Here is a 25,523-nt window from a genome sequence, read left to right as displayed (position 1 = left end):
AATTATTGTTAATAAAGGTAGTAATGATACCTGAAAAAAGGGGAGAAATCTTGAAAATTTTTGTCAAAATTTTGATAGGTTCGGTATGAATTTCAAGGACATTTTAATTGGTGAACAAGTGGTCATTTTTTGCTGAAAATTTGCAAATTTTTCACTAAAAATGACCGCTTGATCTTAAAAGATAAGGTGAGATCTACGTTTAGATATCGGTATGTTCTGGTAAGAATCCCCCACTTTGATGAGCCCAAAGTCTTGCGTAAACGCCATTTTGAGCGAGTAATTCTTCGTGTGTGCCTTGTTCAACAATTTCGCCTTTATCTAGCACAATTAATCTATCCATTGCCATAATGGTAGAGAGGCGATGAGCAATTGCTACCACGGTTTTGCCTTCCATCAGTTTGGTGAGATTTTCTTGGATTGCCACTTCCACTTCCGAATCTAATGCACTGGTTGCCTCATCTAATAATAGAATTGGGGCATCTTTCAACATTACACGGGCAATTGCAATACGTTGACGTTGTCCGCCCGAGAGTTTTACTCCACGTTCGCCAACGTGTGCATCGAAACCTGTTCTGCCTTTAGCATCTTGCAGGTTTGGAATAAACTCACTAGCCGCAGCTTGTTCTACCGCCTTAATCATCTCTTCCTCTGTGGCAGTTGGGCGACCATACATTAGGTTTTCACGCACAGAACGGTGGAGTAGTGAGGTATCTTGCGTTACTAAGCCAATTTGTGAGCGGAGGCTTTCTTGTGTGATATCTCGAATATTCTGACCATCAATCGTAATTGATCCGTCTTGAATATCGTAAAAACGTAATAGTAAGTTGGTAAGCGTTGATTTACCTGCACCACTACGACCTACTAAGCCCACTTTTTCACCCGGTTTGATGGTTAAATCAAAATCTTTCAGTAATGGTTTTTTGACATCGTAGGCAAAATCTACGTTCTCAAATTTAATTTCGCCTTTGGTTACATTTAACGGTTGAGCATTCTCTTTATCTACCACATTGTGCGGTTTGGAAAGGGTAATCATACCGTCTTGTACGGTACCTAAATTTTCAAATAGACGGGCAAACTCCCACATAATCCATTGCGATAATCCTTTGATTCTTAATGCTAACGCAGTTGAGGTGGCAATAGCCCCAGCAGTTACTACGCTTGACCCCCAAAGCCATAAACCGATACCTACGGTGGAGATAATTAATGCCATAGAGGTTAGGTTGGTTACGGTTTCTATCACGGTAACTAAACGCATCTGTTTATGTACTGTAACCATAAACTCTTCCATTGATTCTTTCGCATAAGCAGATTCACGATTACCGTGAGAGAATAACTTGACAGTTGCAATGTTTGAGTAAGCATCTGTAATTCGACCGGTCATAAGGCTTCGAGCATCAGATTGTTCTTGGGCTGCTTGAGCCAGTTTAGGCACGAAATAGATAATGGTGGCAGCAAGTGAAATCACCCATAAGATAAAGGGGACAAATAACCAGCTATCCAGTTGCAATAAAATCACACTTGAGGTGGTAAAATACACTAATACATAAACCAGCATATCCGCACAAGTCATAATCACATCACGCACGGAAAGAGCCGTTTGCATTACTTTTGCGGATACTCGCCCTGCAAATTCATCTTGGTAAAAGCCTAGACTTTGCCCTAGCATTAAGCGGTGGAAGTTCCAACGCAAACGCATTGGAAAAACGCCTTGCAAAGATTGGAAACGAATGCTGCTGGCGAGATAAACGAATACAACGGCGAGTATCGCAATAAAAAACATTCCTATAATTGTCCAACCTTTTTCAGCCCAGAGTTCAGCCGGTGTGTATTTGTTGATCCAATCGACTAAATCGCCCATAAATTGAAACAGGATAGCTTCAATAACGCCAACTGCTGCCACAAAGATCGTTAGGATTAGAATATAAATTCGCATTCCTTTTGTAGCATCAAAAATAAAAGGAATTAAACCTGATTTTGGCGTTTTCGGCATTTCATTTGGGTAGGTTTCCACCCTTGCCTCAAACCATCTAAAGAGTTTTTCAAACATAAACTAATGATTTCCGAGTATAAAAAAGTAGGGGCAAATAGCAATTTGCCCCAGTAAGATTTTAATAAAAATTACGGATTTAACAATTTGTCATCTAATGCTAAATCTTCATTACGGTTAATACCAATTCCTACAGTTAAAACATCACGAGCAATTTTGTGAGCTTCTTCTAATGAATGCTCTTTATAAGAGCCACATTGGTATTCATTCAGTTCCGGAATTGCGGAAACATCTGGAATTTTGTTTAACGCATCTTCCATAGAAGCCGTCCAAGCATCTGCAACTTCTTGTGCAGAAGGTGAGCCGATTAGCGACATATAAAAGCCGGTGCGGCAACCCATTGGTGAAATATCAATAATTTCCACGTTTTCGCTATTTAAGTGATCACGCATAAAGCCAGCAAACAGATGCTCCATTGTGTGAATACCACGCACAGGAAGAATATCAATATTCGGGCGGCAAAAACGTAAATCAAACACGGTAATAGTATCGCCTTTTGGTGTTGTCATTGTTTTAGCAACACGCACCGCAGGGGCATTCATTTTAGTATGATCAACTTTAAAACTATCTAATAAAGGCATTTTTTCACTCCATAATATTATTCTGCAATTCCTTGTTCCCACGCTGGGGCATCTTCAGGAAGTTTGCGTTGTAAGAAAAATCTTCTATTGGCTTGGGCTTGTGGCTTCACCACTTTAGTGTAAGGGGTAGAGAATTCAATACCGCCGTTTAATAATTGCGACATCGTACCGGAATTCATACTCACACCTTGTAAGCTGATATCCATTGTATAGCCTGACGCTTGCCAGAATTGGGTATTAGTTCTGACTAAGTGTTTGTATTTATTGTTAATTTTAAGGTGAATTAACACTCTGTCGTTGAGTTCACTTAAGCTTAAGTGGCTCACAATACCGACTTGCATTCCACGATAAAGTACAGGTGCTTCCGGCTGAATACCATTGGCATTTGTGGTTTCCACAATAATTGGGAAGCCGCTTGCGTAGGTTGTTTTTACTGTATCGGTTTGTGATAGCTCAAAATAGTTTTGAGCTTTGCCAGAACCCGCATCAACGGTAATATAGTTTTGCAATGCAGCATCTAAATTTTTAAAGCCAGCCGTACTAATTTCAGGCGAAACCACACTAAATTTTGCACCAGCTTTAGCAATAGACGGATAATATTTGCCTTGAATGTAAGCGGTCGCTTTTATCTGTTTTTTTGCATTTTGCAATTCCAGTTTTTCAATTCGACCCACTGTTAAGCCCATATACTTGATATCCATACCCTCACTGAGTTTGCTACCATCTTTCGCAATGAGAGTAATGTAAGTATTACCTGAGGTTGCTTTCTCTTGCGTTGCATAAAGGGTTTTATTGCCTTTTGAACCACCATTATCAAAGCTAATCGCTCCTTTTAATGTTCGCATTAAAGGCGCTGTAGTGATGTTTACACCTTTTAATGACACATCAACATTGGTTGCAGGCTCAATCCAGAAACGGCTTGTATCTGTTAACAGATGGCGATAATTAGGCTGAATAAAGAGTTCAACATCAAAGCGATTTTGCTTAGGTGTTACTCTTAAGACTTCGCCAACTTGGAAGTCTCGATAGAGTACAACTGAACCTTCGCTAATACCTGATAGGGATTCAGCGGAAAGCGTGATAGTCGCTTTTTTGCTTAAGTTTGAAATTCCGGATTCTGCACTTTCAATATCTTTATATAACAGATATTGCTTTTTAGGAGAACCTTCACTCTTACCATTCATTAAGCGAACCCCGCCTTTTAACCAATCAGACGGAGAGCCTGCGTGTATACGTAAGCCATCTAAACCGACTGACATATCCAGATTGGAAATGGCAACAAACTTACTGTTACTGCCAATTAAATTACGATAAGGCGGATAGATAATCGCATCAAAGCGAATATTCTCTAAATCTAATGAACGTTTAACAATTTCACCAATTTGCACATCGCTATAGTAAATGCCTTGATTTACATCAACTCCATAGGCTTGCGGTGCAGTTAGGCTGAAACTCAGTAAATTTGGTAAACTTAATAAGTAATCGGCTTCATTTTGTACGATAAACTCAGATTGAGGCTCTCCTTCTCCGGGGTGAACATCAAAATAAATACCACGCAGAAGCTCGCCAATTTTAGTTAATTGCTCCGCATTTAACGCAAATTTGGGCTCTTTCAGCAATATTTTCGTTTGTGAACGCAGTAAATTTTCATAACTTGGATCGATTAATAAAATGCCCTCAATTAATTTATCTTGCTCCAAGTTTTGCTGTGGTAAGCCGTTATCGGTTACTTCAGGTAATTTGAGCTGAGAAAGCGTACCGATTTGTGTACGTTGATAAAAAACAGAGGTTTCATTTACCTTTAAATTAGGCGAAACAGGTACTTTAACCTTGATTTCAATACCGCGTTTTGCCGATTTTAAATCCGGATATAGTTCAAATTTTTGCTCTTGTTCGGCTGCTTCCATATTATCAGGTGAATCGAAGGCAACCGCTCCTTGCACTACAGAGGCAAGACTTTCCATATTAACTTTTATGCCTTGTAAATTAAGATCGGCACTAATACCACTAATATTCCAGAAACGGCTCTCTTTTTTCACCAAATGAGCGTACTTTTTCTGAATGATAACGTCGATTTCTATTTTCTTCTGATCTTTGGTAAAACGGTAGTCGGCAATGTTTCCCACAGGCACTTTACGGAAATAAACGCTTGCTCCTACATTAATTGAGCCGATATCATCAGAAACGAGACGAACAAGTAAATCGCCATCACTTACGGTAACAGCTGGGGGATCTTCTTCAGCAATGAATTCATCGGCAGACTCACCCTCACCGGGCAAGAGCGTAATATAGTTACCCGAAACAATCGCATCTAACCCGGAAACCCCTGCTAATGAAGCAGAGGGTTGAACCAGCCAAAATTTAGTATCTTGGCGTAATAGGCTTCTCGCCTCAGCATTGATCTCGGCTAAAACTTCAACTTCTCTTAAATTATCAACAAAATAAACACGTTTTACTCGCCCGATTTCTAAACCTTGATAACGGACAATGGTTTTTCCTGCAACAATTCCATCGCCTTTAGCAAATCGGATCGAGATTGTTTCGCCCTGTTCTTTTAAGATCTGGAAAAAAAGTAAAGCCCCAATAATAAAAGCGACAATTGGCAAGAGCCAAAAAGGCGATATTTTGCGAGGTTGCCTGATTTGGGCATCCATTACAGGTTGTGTCTGTTCTTCCATCATAATATTAATAATTAGCGAAACCTATATAGAACAATACCGAAGACCCTCAAAAAGGGGCTTCGGTAATAGATAATTAAGTTAAATAAGCGATCTTATTTTTTCTCATCACAATTGGTTAAATTGCTACATTTACCGTAGAGATATAAACTGTGGTTGGTTAGTTCCATTCCGTGCTTTTCACTGATTTCACGTTGGCGGCGTTCCATATCCGGATCTTTAAATTCAAATACTTTACCGCAATCCATACAGATGATGTGATCGTGTTCGTGGTTCATATTTAATTCAAATACCGCTTTGTTTGCATCGAAATTATGACGAGTTAAAATGCCCGCTTCTTCAAATTGGTTTAATACACGGTAAACAGTTGCCAAACCAATATCTGAACCTTTTTCTAACAGAATCTTATAAATATCTTCCGCTGCAAAATGTTGCATTTCATCACGAATGTCTTGCATTAATGCAAGAATGGTTAAACGAGGCTCGGTAACTTTTAAGCCTACCTCTTTTAAACGTTTAATATTTGCTTCAGACATATCTGCCACCTAATTATCTTTACTTAAAACCTTATGCAAGTTGGTCTAAACACATTTCTTCTTTTAACTGTGCACACCATTTATTAACACGCTCAGTGGTTAATTCCGGTTGTCTATCTTCATCAATGCAAAGACCGACAAAAGTTGCATCATCAACTAAAGCTTGTGAAACCTCAAAGTTATAACCTTCAGTTGACCAATGCCCAACAATAACCGCACCGTTTGGCTCAATAATATCACGCACTGTACCCATTGCATCACAGAAATATTCTGCGTAATCTTCTTGATCTCCACAACCAAAAATTGCTACCACTTTACCGTTAAAATCAATCTCTTTTAACGTTGGCATAAAATCATCCCAATCTGCTTGAGATTCTCCATAATACCAAGTCGGAATACCGAACATCAGAAAATCGTATGCTTCAATATCTTCTTTCGTACTTTTAGCAATATCACGAATATCAATTAATTCAGCACCTAAATTTTTCTGAATCATTTTAGAAATATTTTCTGTATTGCCGGTATCACTACCGTAAAATAAACCTACAACTGCCATTGCTACTACCTATTTTTGATATAATTATTTAGAATTATTTCAATCAACTGCCCACGTGAAATACCTTGTTCGGCTGCCTGTTCCTCTAAAAGTTTGACTAAATCCGAATGCAGTTTAAGTTCAACCCGCTTTAAACCCGACGATTTATCTCGCTTTAGCTGATTACGTTTATTGATTCGAATTTGTTGTTCTCTATCAAGAGGATTAGTGCGAGGACGCCCAACTTTTGGTACAGTCGCAAACAGATCTAATGTGATACAATCTGAATCTTGTTTTGCCATTTCTTTATATCGGGCTTTTTGACTTCCATTCACTTTCCATTTTAATGAGAATGAGAAGCTACTTTCCAAAGTGTGAACTATATCAAAAATCCAAACATTTGAAAAGTAAATCAGTCGGAAAACAAGCGGTGTTTTTTTGCTAAAAAGTTGCAATTAACTCGTTGTGGGTATAAACCTGTCGTTACTATTCAGAATAGCGAAGAAAGGTAAATTGCACTATAATTCTGAAACGAAAATGATGAAAAGGAGAAAATGTGTCAATTATCCATTTAGCTATTGCGAGCGATTTTACGCTTGCAGAAAAACTACTTGAAGTATTAGAAACCCAAGATTTAGGCATTGAGAAAATTTCGGCAGTAGAATTAGAGCCTTTCGGAGAAGAGCAAAACTTACGCTTAGGAGCAAAAGCCGTTGCACAATATGCGTTAGATGAAGTGAATTGGGCTGAATTTACTCACGTTTTATTTGCAGGCAAAATGGCTCAAGCAGAAGTGTTGGCTGAAGCGGTGAAAGCGGGCTGTGTGATTTTAGATTTATATGGCATTACCGCATTGATTAGCGATGTACCTGTAATTGTGCCAAGTGTAAATGATGAAAATGTGGCAAATGTGCGTGAGCGAAATATTGTTGCTCTGGCTAATCCACAAGTTTCGCAACTGGCATTGGCATTAAAGCCGTTATTGGTTCAGCCTTTAAATCAAGTGTTTGTTACTTCACTTTTACCTTCAGCTTATTTTGGCGATGAAAAAGTGAAAGAGCTGGCAGGGCAAACCGCACGTTTATTAAACGGTATTCCGTTTGATGAAAATGCTGAGCGTATTGCTTTTGATGTTGTGCCTGCTAATGTGCAAGGTGAGGAGAAAAAGTTGCCTTTCTCTAAAGCCTTTGAGTTACAACTTGCAAAGGTTTTACCAAATTTGACCGCTTGTATTACTTTCCACACTATTCAAGTGCCGGTATTTTATGGTGTGTCGCAAATGGTTTCGGTACAATCTGAGTATCCGCTAGATGCTGAAAATTTAAGTACGGAATGGAAAGCAACAAGTTGGATTAATTTTAATGAAAATTCAGTGATTACCGCGGTAAAAAATGGTGAAAACGAAGAGCGAAATGCATTAGAAATCAGCCAGTTATTAGCCAAATCAGAACAAGAAATTCAGTTCTGGTCTGTGGCTGATGAGCAACGTTTTAGTTTGGCATTGTTATCGGTTGAACTATTAAAATTAGTTTTAGAATATTAAATACTTGCCAAACGGTTCATTCCGTGATAAAAATCACCAACGCCCGAGCAACCGATTGCTTGGGCGTTGTCATTTCAAAATTTATGAAGTTCCGAAGGTCTTATGTTAGAAAAATTATTTCAGCTTAAAGCAAAAGGAAGTAATGCTAAAACCGAAATCATCGCGGGTATTACTACCTTTTTCACAATGGTTTACATTGTTTTCGTTAATCCGTCCATTCTAGGTGTGGCAGGAATGGATACCCAAGTTGTATTCGTAACCACCTGTTTAATTGCTGCATTTGGTACTATTGCAATGGGCTTATTCAGTAACCTACCGATTGCACTTGCACCCGCAATGGGGTTGAATGCCTTTTTTGCTTTTGTAGTAGTGCAAAAATTAGGCTATTCTTGGCAAGTAGGTATGGGGGCAATTTTCTTAGGCTCTGTGGGCTTATTCCTATTAACCGTATTGCAAGTTCGCTACTGGTTTATGTCTGCGATTCCACTTGGTTTACGAGTAGGCATTGGGGCAGGTATCGGCTTATTTATTGCGTTAATCGGCTTTAAAAATATGGGTATTGTTGTACCAAATGAAGCGACCTTAGTTGCATTAGGTAACTTACACGATCCTAAAGTATTAATGGGGATTTTAGGTTTCTTTATCATCGTTGTGTTAGCGGCTAAGGGCGTTCACTCTGGTGTATTAGTATCGATTGTAGTGGTTACAGGCTTAGCTTTAATTTTCGATCCTGCTGTAACATTCAACGGTATAATGTCTATGCCGCCAAGTTTAGGTGCTGTTGTCGGGCAGGTTGATATTGCCGGAGCTTTTGATGTTGCCTTACTTGGCATTATTTTCTCCTTTATGTTAGTAAACTTGTTTGACTCATCAGGTACGTTGATTGCAGTAACCACTAAAGCGGGTTTTGCCGACGAGCAAGGTCGTTTCCCGAGAATGAAACAGGCTCTATTAGTAGATAGTACCGCAGCAATGGCGGGTTCTTATATGGGAACATCGGCGATCTCAACCTACATTGAAAGTGGTTCAGGTGTTTCTGTTGGCGGTCGTACCGGTTTAACTGCGGTTGTTGTGGGGATTTTATTCTTACTGACTATTTTCTTCTCACCATTAGCTGGTTTAGTGCCTGCTTATGCAACCGCAGGTGCGTTGGTATTCGTCGGGATTTTGATGGCTTCAAGCCTGATTGAGGTAAAATGGGACGACTTAACTGAAGCTACACCGGCATTCATTACTACAGCAATGATGCCATTTACTTACTCAATTACCGAAGGAATTGCCTTTGGTTTTATCAGCTATTGTGTAATGAAAGCATTCACCGGGCGTTGGAAAGAAATCAGCCCGTCTGTGTTAGTGATTTCATTGCTCTTTATGATCAAATTTATTTGGGCAGATGCTCATTAACTTCGTAGGTTTCCCTCTCCTGTGAGAGGGAATTTTTAAATTATCTATGTGTTTCGTGTATTCCGAGGTAAAACTATGTCTAATCAAGTTCAAAAACTGCTTTTCATCATCAATTCAGCACCTTACGGTAATGAAACCTTCTTTAGTGGTTTGCGTTTGGCATTACAAATTCAAGAGCAACACAAAGAAAAAGCCGAAATCCGGATTTTTTTAATGTCTGATGCGGTTACTGCTGGGCTTGCCAAACAAAATCCTGTAGAGGGGTATCACGTTCAGCAGATGCTGGAAATTTTAACTGCACAGGGGGCAATAGTGAAACTCTGTAAAACTTGCACAAACGCACGTGGTATTACTCATTTAACGTTGGTAGATGGTGTAGAAATAGGCACACTTATTGAGCTTGCAGATTGGACAATAGAAGCAGATAAGGTACTCAATTTCTAATGCAAAAATTTGATGTCATCATTATTGGTGCAGGAGCGGCAGGGTTATTTTGTGCCGCCCAACTAGGGCAAGGCGGCAAAAAAGTTGCGGTGCTAGATAGTGGCAAGAAAATCGGACGTAAGATTTTAATGTCGGGTGGTGGTTTTTGTAATTTTACCAATTTAGAGATTGGAGCCGGGAATTACCTTAGCCAAAACCGTCATTTTGTAAAATCGGCTCTCTCTCGTTACACTCAATGGGATTTTATTTCCCTTGTGGCGAGTTACGGCATAAGATATCACGAAAAAGAGCTTGGACAACTTTTCTGTGATGAAAGCTCGCAACAGATTGTCGATTTATTACAAGCCGAATGTGAGAAAGGTAAAGTCGAGATCTTTTTACGACAAGCGGTCATTTCCGTCGAAAAATTTGCAAATTGTTTCCAAATTTCGACCGCTAGTGAGCAGTTCCAAACTGAACATTTAGTGATTGCCACAGGTGGATTATCAATGCCGGCATTAGGTGCAAGCCCCTTTGGCTATCAAATTGCCGAGCAGTTTGGTATTCCTGTTATCGCTCCTCGTGCCAGTCTTGTGCCTTTTACTTGGAAAGAGAGTGATAAATACTTTACCGAACTTTCCGGCATTGCCGTACCTGTTACAGTTTCTAGCCAAAATGGAAAAAGTTTTAGTAATCAAATGTTGTTCACTCACAGAGGCTTATCCGGTCCTGCGATTTTACAGATTTCCAATTACTGGGAATTGGGCGAAACAGTAGAAATTGATCTGTTGCCGAATGAAATGATTGTTGATGTATTTAACGAACTTCGCCAATCTTCACCAAAATTGCAGTTAAAAACCGTATTGTCTCGCTATTTCCCGAAAAAATTAGTTGAGATTTGGTTAGGGCAGAAATTACTGACAGATAAAATCATTGCAGACTTGAGTAAAAAAGATCTGACTTTTTTAGAGCAATTTATTCACCACTGGCAGTTCTTACCAAACGGCACAGAAGGCTACCGTACCGCTGAAGTAACAAAAGGTGGGGTAGATACCGATTACATTTCTTCCAAAACAATGGAAGCTAAAAATGTGGAAGGACTTTATTTTATCGGCGAAGTGCTTGATGTAACAGGCTGGCTTGGCGGTTATAACTTCCAATGGGCGTGGTCATCGGCTTTCGCTTGTGCAGAAGGGATTGTGGAAAAAGGCTAAAAATTTATTACCAAAAATAAAGGCGAACCTGTTAAATGTTCGCCTTTATTTTTTGATTATACAAATTATCTTGCACGGAAAATAATGCGTGCTTTGCTTAAATCGTATGGTGTCATTTCAACGGTAACTTTGTCGCCGGTTAAAATACGGATATAGTTTTTACGCATTTTGCCTGAAATGTGAGCAGTTACCACGTGCCCGTTTTCTAATTCCACACGGAACATTGTATTTGGTAAGGTTTCTAAAATTGTACCTTGCATCTCAATGCTATCTTCTTTAGCCATTTATTCCTCTTTAAATTTTAATTTTCTTTGCTATGCCATTTGGCGAAAAACGGCGGATATTATACGCTTATTCGTTCAAATTACAATCGTTTCTTTGATAACACGCTATTTCCGCTTAATCCATCGACGACGTGAATGAAAACGCTGGGTTTGTGTTTTTACTTCACTCATCATTGGTTTTGGAGCGATTTGCAGATGATGAATTTTACGACGGAAGTAATAATGTACGCTGCTTGCCAGCAATACACCTGTTAAAAGCAAAATAATCATCTCGCCATAAAGTTGATGGAATTGTTGCTCTACTCGGGCTTTTGTAGTTTGCCCGTACTCGGCATCAAACGTAACGCGTAAAAAACCAACCAATGCTTGCTGGGCAAAAATAGGCTCAACAATTTGCTGTGTTTTTTCTACTTGTTCAGAGGTTAATAGAGTTTTTAACTCTTTCGCATTTTGACTTTGTGCGAGCAGCACACCTTTGGGCGAATAAATATTTGCATCAATAATAAAATCTTCTTTTGCAAAACTATCCAATGCATCAACCAATTCATCTGTTTTTGCATTTTTTACTAATAAAAACGAGAAAATATTCGCTTGTTGGCGAACCAATAAATGCGACAGATTTGACACTTGGTTAATACTTGCTAATTGAGAGCCTAATTTAAACTGATTTACGCCCGTTAAAATAACCGCCACAACCGCGATGCAGAGAGCAGTAATCCCAGCCAGTAAAAGCGTTTTAGCTATTTTTTCGCGAGTAATATACATAGCATTCCTCTTAAAATGATGCGTGATTGTAGCACGGTTTTCTGTTAGATTAATGCAGTAAATTTAAACAACCTAAAATAAGACTATGGCAAATACAATTTTTATCTATTCAAAAACGTTAAATGAGCGTGAAATTGAGCAGTTTTCAAAGCAAACAGGGGCAAATTTACTGAAACAAGCGGTCTATTTAGACTATAAAATTGCATTTTTTTCGACAAATTTGACCGCTTGCGAATTGCGTGAAACGGCTCAACAAGTCAGTGCAGATATTAGCGATCTCAATATTATTCCAAATCTCAATCAAGCAGGATTGCTGTTGATGGATATGGATTCTACCGCCATCAAGATTGAATGTATTGATGAAATTGCCAAACTTGCCGGCACAGGTGAGGTGGTATCTGCGATTACTGCCAGTGCAATGCGTGGTGAGCTGGATTTCGAGCAAAGTTTACGCAAACGTGTCGCTACACTTGAAAATGCCCCTGAAGCCATTTTGCAAAAAGTGCGAGAAAATCTACCGCTTATGGACGGCTTTGAGTTAATGGTTTCAACACTAAAAGCCAATGGTTGGAAATTGGCGATTGCCTCAGGTGGTTTTGATTATTTTGCCGATTATTTAAAAGAGACCTACGGGTTGGATTTTGCGGTATCGAACCAACTGGAAATCGTAGAACAAAAGCTGACCGGCAAAGTGTTAGGCAAAGTGGTCGATGCTCAATTTAAAGCAGAAACTTTGCAGAATTTAGCCCAACAGTTTGATATTCCACAAAATCAATGGGTAGCGGTAGGCGATGGAGCGAATGATTTGCCAATGCTGAAAACTGCAAGTTTAGGTGTGGCACTCCACGCTAAACCAAAAGTACAAGAACAAGCAAATTTTGTGGTAAACTTTGGCGACTTAACTGCATTATGCTTGTTGCTAAATGCGAATAATTTATTTAAAAGCTAATTTTAGAGGAACAAAAAATGCCATCATTTGATATTGTATCTGAAATCACTTTACACGAAGTGCGTAATGCGGTGGAAAATGCTAACCGTGTATTAAGCACGCGTTACGATTTCCGTGGAGTTGAAGCGGTTATCGAATTAAACGAAAAAAATGAAACCATCAAGCTCACAACCGAGTCTGATTTCCAATTAGAGCAGTTATTGGAAATTTTAATCGGCTCTTGCGTAAAACGTGGCATTGAGCATAACTCACTTGATATTCCAACTGAAAGTGAGCATCACGGTAAACTTTATTCCAAAGAGATTAAGCTCAAACAAGGGATTGAATCGGATATGGCGAAAAAAATTACTAAGCTGATTAAAGATTCCAAAATCAAAGTTCAAGCCCAAATTCAAGGTGAGCAAGTGCGTGTGACCGGTAAATCACGTGATGATTTACAGGCAGCTATTCAATTAGTGAAAGGGGCGGATTTAGGGCAGCCTTTCCAATTCAATAACTTCCGTGATTAATTAAGAGGGCAAGCGGTTATTTTTTGCAAATTTTTTACCAAAAACAACCGCTTGTAATTTCTTCTAGTGGAGAAAGACGATGAGCGAACAAACCGAACAAAAAAGCTGGTTCAAAAAAGCCCTTGAAAAATACGATCAATTCTGCGATGAATTAGGCGTAAACCAAGGAGCGTGTCGAGGCTGTGTGCCGGTAGTGAAATTTGACCCTGAGCCGGAAAAAGAACAGAAAATCAAAGATAAAGAGTAAAAAATTAAGGGCTGAATAATCAGCCCTTATACTTTTAATTAAGCATCTTTATTGAATTTTTGACCTAATTCAATTTCTTCATTTAAAATTGGAATTAAATCTTCTACTTGTTTTTTCTCGAAATCGCTTAATTTACCAATTGGTAGTACTTCTTTCACGCCATCTGTGCCTAAACGAATAGGGTAGGCAAAGAATGCCGTTGGGGTTTCGCCATTGGTATTATCAACATAAGCGTAGCGAATAACATCTTCGCCAACTAATCCTCTTACTAAGCCAAGTGCAAATTCCGCACCTGCTTGTGCCATTGAAAGTGTTGCCGATCCGCCGCCTGCTTTCGCTTCAACAACTTCAGTACCGGCATTTTGAATGCGGTGCGTTAATTGTTCGATTTGCTCTTGAGTGAATTCAAGTTTTAAGCCATTTACGGTTGCTTGTGAAAGTAATGGAAGAATAGTTGTGCCGGAATGTCCACCAATAACAGGCACTTTTACATATTTCACATTCACATTTTTAGCTTCAGCCACAAAAGTGTGGGCACGAATTACATCTAATGTAGTTACACCAAAGAGTTTGTTTTTATCATAAACACCCGCTTTTTTCAGTACTTCTGCTGCAATTGGAATAATGGTATTAACCGGGTTGGTAATAATCGCAATACACGCTTTCGGGCAAACTTTTGCTGCTTTTTCTACTAAGTTATGTACGATGGTTGCGTTGGTATTGAATAAATCCGCACGTGTCATACCCGGCTTACGAGCAACACCTGCAGAAATGACAACCACATCAGCATCTTTAAGTGCATCGGTCGGATCTTCGCCTGCAAAACCTGTTACTTTAACATCTGTTGGAATATGGCTTAAATCAACCGCAATACCTGGTGTAACAGGGGAAATATCATAAAGAGATAATTCAGATTTAGCAGGTAAATTGAGTTTTAATAATAATGCGAGAGATTGACCAATGCCACCTGCAGCACCTAAAAGAGCGACTTTTTTACACATAAATTTCTCCTAATAAGTTATGGAAGTTTAGATTAATTTAGTGTAAGGCAAATTTTTTTATGATTCAAACAGCAAATCTCATTTTTGAGACATAGAGCAAATTTTTTATTGGATTTTCTCTTGGTTTATTGATTTATTTGCATAGATAAGCAAAAATGATGAATAATTTTAGCTTTTTTATGAATAAGAGAATGAATGTGGATAAGGTAGATAGTTTATCGGAAGCGTTTAAATCACTACTACGAGAGGAAAAATTCAGCTCGCAAAGTGAAATTGTAGTCGCATTACAAGAAATGGGGTTTGAGAACATTAACCAATCAAAAGTCTCTCGAATGTTATCTAAATTTGGGGCGGTCAGAACGCGTAACACCAAAATGGAAATGGTTTATCAACTCCCTGTAGAATTAAGTGTGCCAACAACATCAAGCCCACTCAAAAATTTAGTGGTTGATATTGACTACAATGAAGCATTAATTGTCGTCAAAACCAGTCCGGGAGCAGCACAACTGATTGCTCGCTTACTGGATTCAATGGGTAAAGCAGAAGGCATTTTAGGTACAATTGCGGGTGATGACACCATTTTTATTACCCCTGTTCGTCAGGTTTTAGTGGAAGATTTAATTAAAAATATCACGGATCTATTTGAAACATCATTGTAAGTAGCTAGATTGTAAATAATTAATTAAGCAGTAACGTGGCAACTTTGCCGTTTCTTTATAAGGAGATAACCTATGAACATTCTTATTACGGGTGGTACGGGCTTTATTGGTACTGAATTAATTAAAAAGTTAAAACCTGAAAATCATCACTTTACACTTTTAGTAAGAGATAAAGGAAAGAAAAGTGATGATAAGCAGATCACATATTGCTATTCACTTGATGAATTTTCTGATTTAAATGGATTTGATGCGGTTATTAACCTTGCAGGTGAACCTATTTTTGACAAACGTTGGACGGAAGAACAAAAGCGTAAGCTCATTGAAAGTCGAGTTAAAGTTACAAATAAGCTCAGCGAATTAATTAATGCAAGTGCCAATCCTCCGCATACTTTTCTCTCTGGCTCGGCAATCGGTATTTATGGGGACTTACCGAAATCTGCAAGTTTTTATACCGAATCGACCGCTTGTTATCAAGATTGTTTCACTAACTACCTTTGCCAACAATGGGAGAGGGCAGCTCTCGAAGCCGAAAGCGATAAAACCAGAGTTTGTTTAATTCGTACTGGGACGGTATTTTCGCCTGAAGGTGGAGCATTAAAGAAAATTTTACCGATTTATAGATGCGGATTAGGCGGAAAACTTGGTTCAGGCAAACAAGATTGGGCGTGGATTAGCCGCCAAGATCACATACAAGCGGTTATTTTTTTACTAAAAAATGCAAATTGTTCAGGAGCTTACAATTTTGTTGCTCCAAATCCTGTCAGAAATGAGGAATTTAATCGTATTCTAGCCAATGCTGTTAATCGCCCCGCTTTCTTTAGTGTACCTGAATTTGCATTGAAATTAGGCTTAGGTGAACGAGCTTGTTTAGTATTAGATAACCAGCAACTCATTCCTGAAAAACTCCTCGCAGCCGGTTTTGAATTCCAAGATCCCATTTTAACGGAGAACATTTTCCTAACCCCATAATTTAGGCTATAATGCTGTATAAAAGCACAGATTAAAAGGTGATTATGGGTTTTTCATTATTATTAGACGGTTTAAATGACAAGCAGCGAGAGGTTGTTGCTGCACCAATCGGCAATTACTTGGTTCTTGCTGGGGCAGGGTCGGGCAAAACAAGGGTTTTAACTCACCGCATTGCGTGGTTAATTGGCGTGGAAAATGTGCCGGAATCAAACATTCTCGCCGTAACTTTTACCAATAAAGCCGCCGCAGAAATGCGACACCGCATAGAGCATACCCTTTCTCAATCAGGTGATAATCGCCTGTTTGGTATGTGGGTAGGTACTTTCCATAGTATTGCCAATCGCCTTTTACGTTCTCATTATTTGGATGCCAACTTGCCACAAGATTTCCAAATTATGGACACCGAAGATCAGCAACGCTTACTTAAACGCCTGCTCAAACTGCATAATATTGATGAAAAACATTTTCCGCCTAAACACGTTGCGTGGTATATCAATGCTCAAAAAGATAAAGGCAATCGTGCGAAAGATATTGAGCATCATAACGATCCGAATGAGAAAAAGTTAGTCGAGATCTACCAAATTTACCAAGATGCTTGCGACCGAGCAGGTCTTTTGGATTTTGCCGAGCTACTTATTCGTGCCTATGAATTATTTAAGCATAAACCTGCTATTTTACAGCGTTACCAGCAACGTTTTCAGCAGATTTTGATTGATGAGTTCCAAGACACCAACAATATTCAGTACGATCTCATTCGTTTATTGGCAGGAAATGTCGGTAAAGTGATGATCGTGGGCGATGATGACCAATCTATTTACGGTTGGCGTGGGGCGCAGGTGGAAAATATCCAACGTTTCCTCAATGATTACGACAACGCTCAAACCATTCGTTTGGAACAAAATTACCGCTCTACAGGTAATATTTTAAGTTGTGCTAACGAATTAATTGCCAATAATGATAACCGCTTGGGCAAAAATTTATGGACAGATAGTGGTGATGGCGAACCCGTAGATATTTACTGTGCCTTCAATGAGTTGGACGAAGCCCGCTTTGTCGCCTCGCAAATCAAACAATGGAAAGAGGACGAGGGCGATCTTGCCGAATGTGCGGTGCTTTACCGTAGCAACAGCCAGTCCCGTGTGATTGAGGAAGCCTTAATTCAAGCCAATATTCCGTACCGAATTTACGGCGGAATGCGATTCTTTGAACGCCAAGAGATCAAAGACGCGTTGGCGTATCTGCGTTTGATTGCCAACCGTCAGGACGATGCTGCATTTGAGCGTGTCATTAATACTCCAACCAGAGGTATTGGTGATAGAACCTTAGATACGCTTCGCCAAATTACTCGAAACCGCCAAATTACCTTATGGCAAGCCATTCAAGTGGCGGTACAGGAAGAACAACTTTCGGGTAGAGCTGCCTCTTCATTGCTCCGTTTTGTTGAGTTGATTAATGCCTTAGATCAGGAAACTGAGCAGATGTCTTTAGCCGAACAAACCGATTATGTAATTAAAAAATCGGGCTTGTATGAAATGTACAAGCAAGAAAAAGGTGAGAAAGGCGAAGTGCGGATTGAAAACTTGGAAGAGTTAGTTACTGCTACCAAACAATTTGTAAAACCTGACGAAGCAGAAGATTTAACGGATTTAACCGCCTTTTTAACTCACGCTTCACTCGAAGCTGGTGAAGCCCAAGCCTCACAACACGAAGATTATGTAGAGCTGATGACACTTCACTCTGCCAAAGGCTTAGAGTTCCCTCGAGTGTTTATGGTAGGCGTGGAAGAAGGGATTTTCCCAAGCGGAATGAGTTTTGATGAAGGTAGATTACAAGAGGAACGCCGTTTAGCTTATGTAGGTATTACTCGAGCAAAGAAAAAACTCACCATTAGTTATGCAGAATCACGCCGTTTATATGGCAAGGAAGAACGCCACATTCCTTCTCGCTTTATTGCCGAGTTACCGGAAGAACATATTCGTGAGGTGCGTTTAAGAGGTTCAATCAACCGTGCGGCGAGTTTTAATCAATCTTCTGCATTTGCAAAAAATCCAGTAAAAACAACCGCTTCTATCTTAAATGATGATAGCTGGAAAATGGGACAAAAAGTCAATCATACTAAATTTGGGCAAGGCACTATTATCAATGTGGAAGGTTCAGGCGAAGCAACCCGTTTACAAGTAGCTTTCGTCGGTAATGGGATAAAATGGCTGATTGCAAAAATGGCAAATTTAGAAAAGCTATAACGAAAAAAGTCCAGAAATTCTGGACTTTTTCTTTAAGTATTAAGCAGATTTTTGTTTAAGGATAGCGTAAAGCTGATCTTTTAAATGTAATTTTTCTTTTTTAAGCGTCTCGACTTCTTCGTGGGTGGCAATCTCAATATTGGCTTCCATATTTTTAATACGCTGATCCAACTCATTGTGTTTATCAAACAAGCGAGAAAAATGTGCATCGCTTTGTTTTAATTCTGTAATTAAATCACGAAATTCTGGAAACATATTTAACTCCTATTGTTGTTTGTCATATTTATAGCAAAATACTAGCATTTTTTCGTCATTTCACGTATAAATCTTTCTGATTTTTTGAACTGGATCACAAAATTTATATCGAAAATTAGTATGTGTGATAATCCTATTTAAGGCTATAATAGCCATCATAATTTTTATCTTTAGGATACCAAATAATGCGTTATAAAGCGGTCTTTTTTACACTGTTCTCTCTATTTTTAGGCACAGCAAATGCAACTTGGAAAAAAATTAACGATGTCAATTATACTTGGGGACCGTTCAATATTTATCACATCACACTTTTTACCGAAACGGGTCGCTATGATGAAGGTACACGTCCATTAATGCTCACGTTGCAATATAAAAAGCCGTGGGAAGGGCGTGATTTTGCGGTTTCTTTAGCAAGGACGTGGAATAATTTAGGCATTCAGTTGCCTGAGCAAGAGGTTGATGAAGTTATTACTCATTTGAGAAAAACATTCCCTGATATTAAACCGGAAGATACTTTGCACTATATCGCGTTAGAAGATAGAGGTTACTTTATTTTAAATGATCGTGTGGTATCTGAAGTTTTTAATAAAGAATTTAGTGATGCTATTGCTGCGATCTGGCTTGATCCCCAAATGGATATCAGCCACCAATTATTAGATCCGTCATATAAACCAAAAGCAGAAGAAAAGAGTACGGAACAGTCTGTAGAGCAAGTGGCAACTGAGCAAAAAACTGAACAAGTTAATACCCAAGAAACGAAAGTTGAGGTGCCGCAAACAGAAAATAAAGCGGAAGAATTGGCTAAAAAACAGCTAGATACTAATGAAGCTAAACCGAATGTTCAAGTAGAATTAGCACCCTCACAAGATAAGCAAGAACAAGATACCGCCAATAAAAAACAGGAGGATAACTCTGAAAATAAAGCGGAAGAAAAACCAAGAGTGTTTAAAATTGAAAACCCTGAAGTGTTGATCTTACCGATTTACGATGATTTCTTAATGTTACATAAGCATTATGTTTAATAAACAAGCGGTCGAATTTATATCATTTTTTGCAAATTGCCTTTTCTAAATTCTACCTTTGGAAAAGAATATTAAGTTGTTGAAATATAATTAATTTTACCTACCAAATTAAGGATTAAACTATGAGCGATTTACGTCAAGCAGCACTGGATTTCCACGAGTTTCCAAAACCGGGAAAAATTGAAGTTACCCCAACCAAATCTCTTGCTACTCAGAGAGACTTAGCTCTTGCTTACTCGCCGGGTGTAGCAGAGCCTTGTTTGGAAATTGAAAAAGACCCATCAGCAGCTTATCGTTATACAGCAAAAGGCAACTTAGTTGCAGTAATTTCAAACGGTACAGCGGTACTGGGTTTAGGTAACATCGGTGCATTGGCTGGTAAGCCTGTGATGGAAGGTAAAGGCGTATTGTTTAAAAAGTTCGCTGGTATTGATGTATTTGATATTGAAATCAATGAAACCGATCCGGAAAAACTGGTGGATATTATCGCCTCATTAGAACCGACTTTCGGTGGAGTAAACCTTGAAGATATTAAAGCACCGGAATGCTTCTACATTGAGCAAAAACTGCGTGAGCGAATGAACATTCCTGTTTTCCACGACGATCAACACGGTACGGCAATTATCAGTGCCGCAGCAGTTATTAACGCATTGCGAATTGTGGATAAAAAAATTGAAGAAGTTCGTTTAGTGGCTTCGGGTGCGGGTGCTGCTTCAATTGCGTGTTTAAATTTGCTTGTTTCACTCGGTATGAAACGTGAAAATATTGTGGTATGTGATTCTAAAGGTGTGATTTATCAAAACCGTGATGATCGTATGGACGACACCAAAAAAGCCTATGCAATTGTTGATAATGGCTGGCGTACGTTAGGTGATGCTATGCCAAATGCGGATATTTTCTTGGGTTGCTCAGCGGCAGGTGCATTAACGCAAGATATGGTTCGCTCGATGGCTGCTCACCCAATTATTCTTGCTCTTGCTAACCCGAACCCTGAAATTACTCCACCTGAAGCAAAAGCTGCTCGTCCTGATGCGATTATCTGTACAGGTCGTTCAGATTATCCAAACCAGGTAAATAATGTGCTTTGCTTCCCATTCATTTTCCGTGGAGCGTTAGATGTTGGGGCAACTACCATTAATGAAGAAATGAAAATGGCAGCAGTATATGCCATTGCAGATCTCGCTCTAGCAGAACAAAATGAAGTGGTTACGTCAGCTTATGGTGGCGAAGGTGCAACATTCGGAGCGGATTATATTATTCCTCGACCATTCGACCCTCGCTTAATTGTGCGTATCGCCCCTGCTGTTGCAAAAGCAGCAATGGATTCCGGTGTTGCAACTCGCCCAATTACAGATTGGGAAGGCTATATTGAAAAACTCACACAGTTTGTTTACAAAACGAGTTTATTTATGAAGCCAATTTTCAGCCAAGCAAAAGCTGATAAAAAACGCATTGTACTTGCTGAAGGTGAAGAAACTAAAGTGCTGCACGCCACTCAAGAGATTGTTTCAATGGGATTGGCATATCCGATTTTAATCGGTCGTCCTGCGATTATTGAAGCTAAAATCAAAAAATTAGGCTTACAGATTGTAGCAGGCAGGGATTTTGAAATCGTAAATAATGAACAAGATGACCGCCACGAGCAGCTTTGGAAACGTTACTATGCTCTAATGAACCGTCGTGGTATTACGGAAGCGATCGCAAAACGAGTAACCACCTCAAATACCACCGTAATTGCGTCACTGCTTGTTGAAATGGGCTATGCAGACGGTTTAGTGTGTGGATTGTTTGGCTCATACAGCCGCCATTTAGAAGCAATTAAAGATATTATCGGTACGAAAGAAGGGGTAAAAGTACCAGCTGCATTAAACAGCCTTGTGCTGCCAACAGGAAATGTGTTCTTAACCGATACTTATGTTAATGCCGATCCAACGGCTGAAGAGTTAGCAGAAATCACGCTAATGGCAGCAGAGGAGATCAAACATTTCGGTATTGAGCCGGCGGTTGCACTGCTTTCACATTCAAACTTTGGCTCAAATAACTATCTTGGAGCACCGAAAATGCGTGAAACATTACGTATTGTGCAAGAGCGTGACCCTAGCCTCAATATTGATGGTGAAATGCACGGCGACTTAGCTCTTAATGAAGAGTTACGTTTAGCTCATATGCCGGAGACCACATTAAAAGGTTCTGCAAACTTATTGGTGATGCCAAATGTGGAATCTGCCCGCATTAGCTATAACCTACTGCGTGCAACCACAACGGCGATTACAGTCGGTCCAATCCTAATGGGTGTGAAGAAATCGGCACATATTTTAACGCCTGTAGCATCTGTTCGCCGTATTATTAATATGGTGGCGTTTGCAGCGGTGAAAGCCCAAACGCAAGCCTAATAAAAATAACAAGCGGTCGAAAATCTGCAAAAAAATGCAAAAATTCGACCGCTTATCATTGAGGCATAGTAGACAAAAGTGTTGGTAAAAAGTGGGTTAAAACCTTATAGTACAAGGCTTTAACCCACTTTTTTGAATTATGAACAAAAAATTGTCCTTTCTGCCAAAAATCGACTATACATAAACATGGTAAGAAAAATAACACTCAACGTTACAAATGCACTTCTTGTAATAAAACTTTCAGCTTTAATAAAAAATTAGATCCAATATCCATTTGGATTGATTACACATCAGGAAAACAAACCTACAAACAACTTGCCGATAAATATCATTGTTCAGTCAGAACAATTCAAAGATATATTGAAAAATCCCCTAAAAATAAATTAAACCTTCCCCAAAATAAAAAATTAAATAGTGTGATGGATACGACATTCTTTCATCGTGATTTTGGTATTTTAGTTTTGATGGATAGTCATATTAAAAAAGTCATTGCACATTACACCGTTAAAACCGAGAAAGATATTTACTACAAAACTGCTTTAAATCGACTACGAGAGAAAAGCTATATAATTCAATCGGTTACTTGTGATGGTCGACGCGGACTGTTAAAAGATCTTTTTGATACACCAACTCAAATGTGTCAATTTCATATGATTGCGATTGTGATGAGAAAGCTCAGAATAAAACATAAATCGGTTGCAGGAAAAGAATTAAAAATAATCGTAAAAACGCTAACTAAAAGCACGAAAAATACATTTTATAAAACATTACACTTATGGTATTTAAAACATCAGGATTTTTTAAATGAACGATCAGAATATCCGAATGAAAAAGGTTATTATCCTTATAAACATAGAGAAGTAAGGGGAGCTTATGCGAGCTTGAAACGCTATCAAGATTATTTATTTTCGTTTGAGAAACATCCACATCTCAATATAGACAAGACAACCAATAGAATAGAAAGTCTATTTAAGGAACTTAAACAGAAATTAAGTAATCATAATGGATTAACAAAAAAACATAAGGTTATGTTTATAAAGGATTTTTTAAATAAAAAGAGTTGGTAATGATAAATAAAAATAATCAAAACCAACACTTTTGTCTACTTGGCATAGAAAATGCAAAAAATCCCACACTTTTGTCTACTATGCCATCATTGATAGCTTAAAAAAATCTGCACCTTAGTGATAAAGTGCAGATTTTTTATATTAAATTAAAGTAAGATTTTTTCTAATTCAGCACTCACTTCTTCAACAGGTTTTGTACCGTCTAAACGCTCATAGCGAGTGTTGCCTGCTTCTGCTTCAGCCGTATAGTAGGCAATAAGTGGTTTAGTCTGTTTGTGATAAATCGCTAAACGATCTAATACCGTTTCAGGTTTATCGTCCGGACGAATAATTAAATCTTCACCCGTTACATCATCTTTGCCTTCCACTTTTGGTGGGTTATAAACAACGTGATAAGTTCTGCCCGATGGTTGATGAACACGGCGACCGCTCATACGCTCAACAATCACTTCATCAGCTACGTCAAATTCAAGCACTAAATCAATTTTCACGCCTGATTCTTTTAACGCATCAGCTTGTGGAATAGTGCGAGGAAAGCCGTCTAATAAGAAGCCTTTCGCACAGTCTGGCTGAGCAATACGATCTTTCACTAAGGCTACCGTTAATTCATCGGGCACTAATTTACCTTCGTCCATTAACGCTTTTGCTTGTTTGCCAAGCTCAGTACCTTCTTTGATAGCCGCACGGAACATATCACCCGTTGAAATTTGCGGAATACCGAATTTGTTCATAATAAACTGAGCTTGAGTGCCTTTGCCTGCACCTGGAGCACCTAATAAAATAACTTTCATTTGTAAACCTCAATAACTAAAAAAACGAATAAATAACTTAGGCAATAACCTTACCGATTACTGCCTAAAATTGCAAATTTTTTTGTAAATTTAACCGCTTGTACTAAGCTGAATTTTGCTCTCTCCAAGGGGCAACTTTAAATAGCATCAGCATTCCCGGAATACCAATAAAGAAGCAGAGCCAGAAGAATTGGTAGTAACCCATCATTTCCACCAAATGCCCGGTGTATGCTCCTAACATTTTACTTGGTAAAGCAGCAAGGCTGGTAAAAATAGCCAGTTGCATTGCAGTGTAAGCCGGATTGGTTTCACGAGCCATAAAAGCAACAAAAGCCGCCGTGCCTAGCCCTACGCCTAGATATTCGCCCGCCATCACTAAACCCAATCTCCAAAGCTCTGTAGCTCCGATGCTTTCGGTAGGGAAATGCCCAAAGCTGGCAAGATAAGCAAACCCTAAAATGGTTACTAGTTGAACTAAACCAAACAACCACAAGGCACGGTTCACACCCAATTTCAACATCGCAATACCGCCGATAATCCCCCCACCTATGCTACACCAGAGTGAAGTCATCTTCACAATGCCTGCAATATGCGACTTGGTAAACCCCATATCTAAAATAAATTTAGTTTGCAGTGTAGTAGCGAGGGAATCGCCTAATTTATAGAGAAAGATAAACAGAATTAAGCCTATAGCCCCAATAACACCTTTGCGAGTGAAAAACTCTTTGAACGGATCAACAAACGCCATATAAAACGGCTTAGAACGATCGATTGGCTTATGGTCTGGCTCTTTGGCAATCAGCGTGATAAACAAACACGGCACAAGGAAAGCGGCGGTGATAAGGAATACCGTATCCCACGCATAGTGATCTGCTAAAAACAGCGACAAACCACCTGGAATTAAGCCTGAAATACGGTAAGCATTAACGTGAATGGAATTACCCAGCCCCAGTTCGTTATCCGATAAAATTTCTCGGCGGTAGGCGTCAATCACAATATCTTGGGTGGCGGAGAGGAATGCCAATATTATTGATAACGTTACCACAATCGAAATATCTTTCACCGGGTCAAACAAACCGAAGCTCGCTAAAATAACTAAAAGCCCTACTTGTGAAATAAAAATCCAGCTTCTGCGTCTGCCTAAAAATGGTGGGAAATAACGGTCTAACAAAGCAGCCCAAAGGAATTTCCAAGTGTAGGGAAGAGAAGTAAGGGTGAAAGCAGCGATGGTTTTAATATCTAAATTGGCACTGGTAAGCCAAGCGGGCATTAATTGGATTAACACAAATAACGGCAAGCCTGAACAAAAACCTGTGTAGAGACAAAGTAGCATATTTTTCGTGAAAATCTGCTGCCAGATAGAAGGCTTCGAAGCATTATTTTCTGGTATGTAAGCGGTCATATTTTT

24 protein-coding genes and 1 pseudogene are annotated in these 25,523 nt (G+C 39.1%); 13 read left to right on the top strand and 12 right to left on the bottom strand.

What is annotated here, in order from left to right:
• Positions 1-199: 199 nt before the first annotated feature.
• The 6 genes from ICJ55_RS10660 to ybfE form a co-directional block, all read right to left on the bottom strand.
• Positions 200-2,047 carry an ABC transporter ATP-binding protein gene (locus ICJ55_RS10660; protein WP_188156777.1) on the bottom strand — a complete coding sequence of 616 codons (1,848 nt, stop codon included), beginning with the start codon at positions 2,045-2,047 and terminating at the stop codon, positions 200-202.
• 71 nt (positions 2,048-2,118) lie between these two features.
• Positions 2,119-2,628, bottom strand: coding sequence for an S-ribosylhomocysteine lyase (gene luxS, locus ICJ55_RS10655; RefSeq protein ID WP_025236561.1), 510 nt, complete (start codon positions 2,626-2,628; stop codon positions 2,119-2,121).
• 17 nt (positions 2,629-2,645) lie between these two features.
• Entirely contained in the window at positions 2,646-5,306 is a 2,661-nt protein-coding gene (locus ICJ55_RS10650) for a PqiB family protein (protein WP_425168898.1), read from the bottom strand.
• 95 nt (positions 5,307-5,401) lie between these two features.
• A complete protein-coding gene (gene fur, locus ICJ55_RS10645; protein ID WP_006250413.1) occupies positions 5,402-5,842 on the bottom strand; it encodes a ferric iron uptake transcriptional regulator in 441 nt (146 codons plus the stop codon).
• A gap of 31 nt (positions 5,843-5,873) precedes the next feature.
• Positions 5,874-6,398, bottom strand: a complete 525-nt coding sequence (gene fldA / locus ICJ55_RS10640; protein ID WP_025236559.1) for a flavodoxin FldA — start codon at positions 6,396-6,398, stop codon at positions 5,874-5,876.
• 5 nt (positions 6,399-6,403) lie between these two features.
• Entirely contained in the window at positions 6,404-6,679 is a 276-nt protein-coding gene (ybfE, locus tag ICJ55_RS10635) for a LexA regulated protein (protein ID WP_025236558.1), read from the bottom strand.
• A gap of 254 nt (positions 6,680-6,933) precedes the next feature.
• On the opposite strand from ybfE, the gene ICJ55_RS10630 reads away from it, so the two are divergent.
• The 4 genes from ICJ55_RS10630 (at position 6,934) to ICJ55_RS10615 (ending at position 10,961) form a co-directional block, all read left to right on the top strand.
• Positions 6,934-7,920, top strand: a complete 987-nt coding sequence (locus tag ICJ55_RS10630; protein ID WP_188156775.1) for an oxidoreductase — start codon at positions 6,934-6,936, stop codon at positions 7,918-7,920.
• Positions 7,921-8,022: 102 nt separating this feature from the next.
• The gene (locus ICJ55_RS10625; protein ID WP_025236556.1) at positions 8,023-9,324 is read left to right on the top strand and encodes an NCS2 family permease; all 1,302 of its coding nucleotides are present in this window, start codon (positions 8,023-8,025) and stop codon (positions 9,322-9,324) included.
• 75 nt (positions 9,325-9,399) lie between these two features.
• The gene (locus tag ICJ55_RS10620) at positions 9,400-9,768 is read left to right on the top strand and encodes a DsrE/DsrF/TusD sulfur relay family protein (RefSeq protein ID WP_188156774.1); all 369 of its coding nucleotides are present in this window, start codon (positions 9,400-9,402) and stop codon (positions 9,766-9,768) included.
• Positions 9,768-10,961, top strand: a complete 1,194-nt coding sequence (locus tag ICJ55_RS10615; RefSeq protein ID WP_188156773.1) for a BaiN/RdsA family NAD(P)/FAD-dependent oxidoreductase — start codon at positions 9,768-9,770, stop codon at positions 10,959-10,961. The genes ICJ55_RS10620 and ICJ55_RS10615 overlap by 1 nt, the downstream gene beginning before the upstream one ends.
• Positions 10,962-11,026: 65 nt before the next feature.
• On the opposite strand, the gene infA is transcribed toward ICJ55_RS10615, so the two are convergent.
• Positions 11,027-11,245, bottom strand: a complete 219-nt coding sequence (gene infA, locus ICJ55_RS10610) for a translation initiation factor IF-1 (protein ID WP_025217878.1) — start codon at positions 11,243-11,245, stop codon at positions 11,027-11,029.
• Between the two features lie 105 nt (positions 11,246-11,350).
• Positions 11,351-12,010: a YtjB family periplasmic protein gene (locus ICJ55_RS10605; RefSeq protein ID WP_188156772.1), complete on the bottom strand. Its 660-nt coding sequence runs from the start codon at positions 12,008-12,010 to the stop codon at positions 11,351-11,353.
• 85 nt (positions 12,011-12,095) lie between these two features.
• Between ICJ55_RS10605 and serB the strand changes: the two genes are divergently transcribed.
• From serB to ICJ55_RS10590, 3 genes are all read left to right on the top strand, one after another.
• On the top strand, positions 12,096-12,959 hold the full coding sequence (gene serB / locus ICJ55_RS10600) for a phosphoserine phosphatase SerB (protein WP_188156771.1): 864 nt from the start codon (positions 12,096-12,098) through the stop codon (positions 12,957-12,959).
• Positions 12,960-12,976: 17 nt separating this feature from the next.
• Positions 12,977-13,468 carry a YajQ family cyclic di-GMP-binding protein gene (locus ICJ55_RS10595; RefSeq protein WP_188156770.1) on the top strand — a complete coding sequence of 164 codons (492 nt, stop codon included), beginning with the start codon at positions 12,977-12,979 and terminating at the stop codon, positions 13,466-13,468.
• 79 nt (positions 13,469-13,547) lie between these two features.
• Positions 13,548-13,715: a DUF5363 domain-containing protein gene (locus tag ICJ55_RS10590; RefSeq protein ID WP_188156769.1), complete on the top strand. Its 168-nt coding sequence runs from the start codon at positions 13,548-13,550 to the stop codon at positions 13,713-13,715.
• A 38-nt stretch (positions 13,716-13,753) separates the two neighbouring features.
• Here the strand turns inward: ICJ55_RS10590 and mdh are convergent, their stop codons facing one another.
• Complete coding sequence (mdh, locus tag ICJ55_RS10585) at positions 13,754-14,716, bottom strand: malate dehydrogenase (RefSeq protein WP_188156768.1); 963 nt, start codon at positions 14,714-14,716, stop codon at positions 13,754-13,756.
• Positions 14,717-14,913: 197 nt separating this feature from the next.
• Here mdh and argR point away from each other — a divergent pair, with 197 nt between their 5' ends.
• The 3 genes from argR to uvrD all read left to right on the top strand — a co-directional run bounded on the left by argR (position 14,914) and on the right by uvrD (position 18,587).
• Complete coding sequence (gene argR, locus ICJ55_RS10580; RefSeq protein ID WP_188157733.1) at positions 14,914-15,375, top strand: transcriptional regulator ArgR; 462 nt, start codon at positions 14,914-14,916, stop codon at positions 15,373-15,375.
• Positions 15,376-15,447: 72 nt separating this feature from the next.
• Positions 15,448-16,344, top strand: coding sequence for a TIGR01777 family oxidoreductase (locus ICJ55_RS10575; protein ID WP_188156767.1), 897 nt, complete (start codon positions 15,448-15,450; stop codon positions 16,342-16,344).
• 44 nt (positions 16,345-16,388) lie between these two features.
• Positions 16,389-18,587, top strand: coding sequence for a DNA helicase II (gene uvrD / locus ICJ55_RS10570; RefSeq protein WP_188156766.1), 2,199 nt, complete (start codon positions 16,389-16,391; stop codon positions 18,585-18,587).
• 39 nt (positions 18,588-18,626) lie between these two features.
• On the opposite strand, the gene ICJ55_RS10565 is transcribed toward uvrD, so the two are convergent.
• On the bottom strand, positions 18,627-18,842 hold the full coding sequence (locus tag ICJ55_RS10565) for an HP1242/YdcH family protein (RefSeq protein ID WP_025236545.1): 216 nt from the start codon (positions 18,840-18,842) through the stop codon (positions 18,627-18,629).
• A gap of 185 nt (positions 18,843-19,027) precedes the next feature.
• On the opposite strand from ICJ55_RS10565, the gene ICJ55_RS10560 reads away from it, so the two are divergent.
• The 3 genes and pseudogenes from ICJ55_RS10560 to ICJ55_RS10550 form a co-directional block, all read left to right on the top strand.
• On the top strand, positions 19,028-19,864 hold the full coding sequence (locus ICJ55_RS10560) for a cell envelope integrity TolA family protein (protein ID WP_188156765.1): 837 nt from the start codon (positions 19,028-19,030) through the stop codon (positions 19,862-19,864).
• 122 nt (positions 19,865-19,986) lie between these two features.
• The gene (locus ICJ55_RS10555) at positions 19,987-22,257 is read left to right on the top strand and encodes an NADP-dependent malic enzyme (RefSeq protein WP_188156764.1); all 2,271 of its coding nucleotides are present in this window, start codon (positions 19,987-19,989) and stop codon (positions 22,255-22,257) included.
• A gap of 161 nt (positions 22,258-22,418) precedes the next feature.
• Positions 22,419-23,324 (top strand): annotated as a pseudogene (locus tag ICJ55_RS10550) (IS256 family transposase, variant Zn-binding type); the annotation flags it as partial.
• A gap of 146 nt (positions 23,325-23,470) precedes the next feature.
• On the opposite strand, the gene adk reads toward ICJ55_RS10550, so the two are convergent.
• Both adk and ICJ55_RS10540 read right to left on the bottom strand, forming a co-directional pair.
• Positions 23,471-24,115 (bottom strand): adenylate kinase, encoded by a 645-nt coding sequence (gene adk, locus ICJ55_RS10545; RefSeq protein WP_188156763.1) that lies wholly within the window; start codon positions 24,113-24,115, stop codon positions 23,471-23,473.
• 103 nt (positions 24,116-24,218) lie between these two features.
• Positions 24,219-25,517 (bottom strand): AmpG family muropeptide MFS transporter, encoded by a 1,299-nt coding sequence (locus ICJ55_RS10540; RefSeq protein WP_188156762.1) that lies wholly within the window; start codon positions 25,515-25,517, stop codon positions 24,219-24,221.
• Positions 25,518-25,523 lie beyond the last annotated feature (6 nt).

Origin of the sequence: Mannheimia bovis, from assembly GCF_014541205.1 — a bacterium.
Taxonomy (GTDB): domain Bacteria; phylum Pseudomonadota; class Gammaproteobacteria; order Enterobacterales; family Pasteurellaceae; genus Mannheimia; species Mannheimia bovis.
This window is presented reverse-complemented; position numbering and strand designations above follow the sequence as displayed.